1 protein-coding gene is annotated in these 3,546 nt (G+C 58.9%); it reads left to right on the top strand.

The genetic code is table 11. The features are described from left to right. Nucleotides 1-543: 543 nt before the first annotated feature. Nucleotides 544-3,546: patatin-like phospholipase family protein (locus VGG64_28295; GenBank protein ID HEY1603534.1), on the top strand; the 3,003-nt coding region annotated here is incomplete at its 3' end.

Below are 3,546 nucleotides of genomic sequence, written 5' to 3'. Positions count from 1 at the left end.
GATCACGCCGATTGCTCTGACCGAGGCCTTCACAAGTTCCGATCGCGCGGCCGCCAAGCGCGCCTTTGAGGCGATGATGCAGATGAAAAAGATCGACGTCGCCGCCATCGAGGCGGCACGCCGCGGCTGAGCATGCAGGTCCAGGATGAGGCCATCGGGACGAATCGGCAGATCCACCGAGCGGCGTGTCGCCTCGGTCTTGCATGATCGCGCAACTTAACGCCGCCAATCGGGGCAGTGTCTGCCCACGCCCTGGTCACTTCTCGCGCTGCTGAGACACCGCGACGCAGCGCTCTGGCATGCCGGCGCGCCGCCTAGAGTGATCGACCATCGCGCGACGACTAACCGCAAGGTTTGCCGATTGGATAAAGTCCGCCACTGAATCGGCCCCGTGCACGATCTTTTCCCGACGGATTTGGCCGAGAATGGTGGAATTCTCGCTGCTGATTCGTCAACATGGCAAAACGCCCAAAGCGGGCGGCTACAGCCCCCTCCGAAAGAACTAGCGCGGGCCCATATCTGGTCGAAAGGATGGTCACGGCCATGGACAAATCCCCCCTGCTCACTGACTACATTGAGTTGCGTCGGCAGGAGGCAAGCGCCGTCCACGAGCGACGTAAACAGCTGAAGTTCGAGGAATCGGGTGGGCAATCCTCCGACGAGATTCCGCATGATCTGGTCGGCCTCGCATTGTCGGGCGGCGGAATTCGCTCCGCGGCGCTCGGTCTCGGCGTATTGACGGGGCTGCACAAGTGCGGCCTGATCAAATTCATCGACTACCTCTCGACGGTCTCGGGCGGCAGCTATATCGGGTCGGCATTCAGCTCGGCGATATGCGCGGCGCAACCGGCCGGGGCCGACAAGGACAATAAGGGCAAGCACAACCGGATTCTCAACCAAGACTGGTTTCCGCTGGACGGAGCAGTCGCTGGCGGCGACGGACTTTCGGGGCCCGTCAAACGCATCATCTACGGGGGCAAATATCTCAAACGTCCCTGGGAAGCCACCAATCAGTACCTGATCGGATTGTGCGTGAATCTGTTGCTCGCGCTCTCGGGGCTCGTATTCATCGCATCCCTGATCGCGATCGCATGGCGTTCGTTCGACTACCCGCGTGTTCGCGACGCACTTGCCGTATTTGGCTGTGACAAGGACCTGTTCGTCGCGATGTTCCCGTTCGTGGTCGCCCTGGCCTGCTGGTTTCTCGCCTGGGTGTTATCTTATTTTTTCCCTCACGGTGAAGCTCTTGGGAAGTTCACCCAGCGGTGCCTGATTTTCGTGGCCGCGACCTTCGGCTTGGGCACCGTCATGATGCTCGTCAATCCGTACTCTACGACGGGCATTCTCGCGTTCTTATTTGGAAACGATCCGAAATTAGATCCTGCCGCCGGCCTGAGCTCTTGGCTCCTGGCGGCAATTGGTGCTGGACTATTGCCTTTGCTTCGGCCGGCGAAGTTGATGCAATGCGCCGTTTCGCCGCATGGAACCAAAGACAAGATCTTATTTTATGCCGCGTCGACGGCCATCATCGTCGGGATACCGCTCGCCATCTTTGGGTTCGTTGCACAGCCGGGGATTGGCGGAACTGCCAGCTCCCCGGACAACCGAATTCGACCCGGCGACGTCATGAGTTGGCCGGCGTTCCTGGGCCTCACGGAAAAGACCCTCGACGGCCACACGGATCGGATCAACAACGTAGCGGTCCCGCAGGCTGCACCCAAACCGTTAAATGCGGAGGAATTCGTCAGCTTTTACTCGCTCATCGACCAGCAGGATCGTGGTCCTTTGCCGGAACAAAAGCTCAAAGAGCTGTACGCGCTTGGCCGTCGGCAGCTTTGCAATGTCGGGCACGACCTGGCCGAAAAACTGCGTGAGCACGATCGAAATCAGACGCAATGGAGTGCCGATCAAACAGCATGGTCGTGGACTCCGAGCAGTTTTTTCGATGCTATCGAGACACTCAGAAGTCTCCAGCCGCTGCCTGCGCTTCGGCAGCAGTTTTGCGATGCATTCAATGCGACGGTCTTGTCGCACAATGGCTTCGCGGGACGGCTTCTCGGTTCTTCAGAGCCACGATTCATCGAGCTTACCTACCCGGCGGCGATTGCGGATCAAGTGCCGATCAAGCTTCCACAGGCTGCCGAGATCAACAAATGGTTCACCGACCGGCAACTGCCTGTCGATCCAAGCCTTTACGAGGTTCTCGCTGACGCCACGCCATCGAGCAGGACCGACTGGTATGCCGCGAATCGGCGGTCTCTGAATTACAAGCTTCTGCGGGCAGTGCGAACCGAGTGCTTTTACGACGCGACGAAGATCTACCGTTGGAACGTGATTGCCGCGGACGAGCTATTGAGATTCTTGATCTTGATGGGATCGGGAATCGCCTTTGCCGTTCTCTTGCTGGTGGACGTGAACGCAATCTCGTTCTATCGCTTCTACCGCGACCGGCTTGGCTTTGCGTTTCTACAGTCCCGGGACAACGGTGGCGGCGAATCGAGGACGTCGCCCAACCAGAAGTTAGGTGATCTGAACACGACCGATTTCGGTGGGCCATACCACCTGATCAATGCCACGCTGAACGTGGCACGCGTTACGTCCCTGGAAGCCGCCAACAAGGAATGTCGCGACCTGGAAGCCGATCGTCGCGACGCAAGAGGCTTTTTGTTCTCGCAGAAGTACTGCGGCTGTATTGCCACCGGCTGGCGAGAGACGTCGGAGTATGAGCAATACCTTGCCGACAACATCTCGCTTGCCGACGCGATGGCAGTTTCCGGCGCGGCGATTGATCCGCTGCAGTTTCAGTCGTTGGCGGCAGCCATCTTCGGTTTCGCTCTGAATCTTGACATCGGCCGGTGGCTTCCAAATCCTAAATTCGCGGCCCCAGGGATACCACGCGTCTATCGCATCTTGCGCGACATCTTCCGATTACCGGATAACGCCCGGTATTTTCCTGTCTCGGATGGCGGATTTGCCGACAACACCGGAGTTCTTGCGTTACTCCGGAGGCGCTGCCGCTTGATTGTCGCCCTCGACGCCGGATGCGACCCTAAACACAAGTTTGCGGACCTGGCCGCGGTCGTTCGATTGGCGCGTGTGCACCAGGGCGTCGAAATCACGAGCTTCAACGCGAAGGGCTCACTCGCTGACGGACTGGATGTTTTGCCGCTGAAGCTGAACCGGCATGGATTCACTAAGCGGAACTTCCTGATCGCCAGAATTCAGTACCCGAAGAGCCAGCACGAAGCAAAAGCCGAGGGGCTTCTCATCGTTATGAAGCCTTGCTTGTGCGGGACCGAGGGCGTCGATTTGCTCGCACAACGCGCGGCCGATCGGAGCTTCCCCCATCACGCTACAGACGACCAGTTCTATTCTGCGCAAGAAATGGAGTCGTACCGCCGGCTGGGCCAGCACTTGGCGGAGGTGGTCGGCCGGCTATTTCAGGGCGTATCCGCACCGGCGGAGGACGATCTTTGGAGCAACGGCCGCCTGTGTTCCGCGATTGACTTTGCGAATCTCGGCGAGCTTCTTGCGGCACAACAGCTC

It is taken from the genome of Pirellulales bacterium (assembly GCA_036490175.1).
Lineage (GTDB): Bacteria > Planctomycetota > Planctomycetia > Pirellulales > JACPPG01 > JACPPG01.
This window is presented reverse-complemented; position numbering and strand designations above follow the sequence as displayed.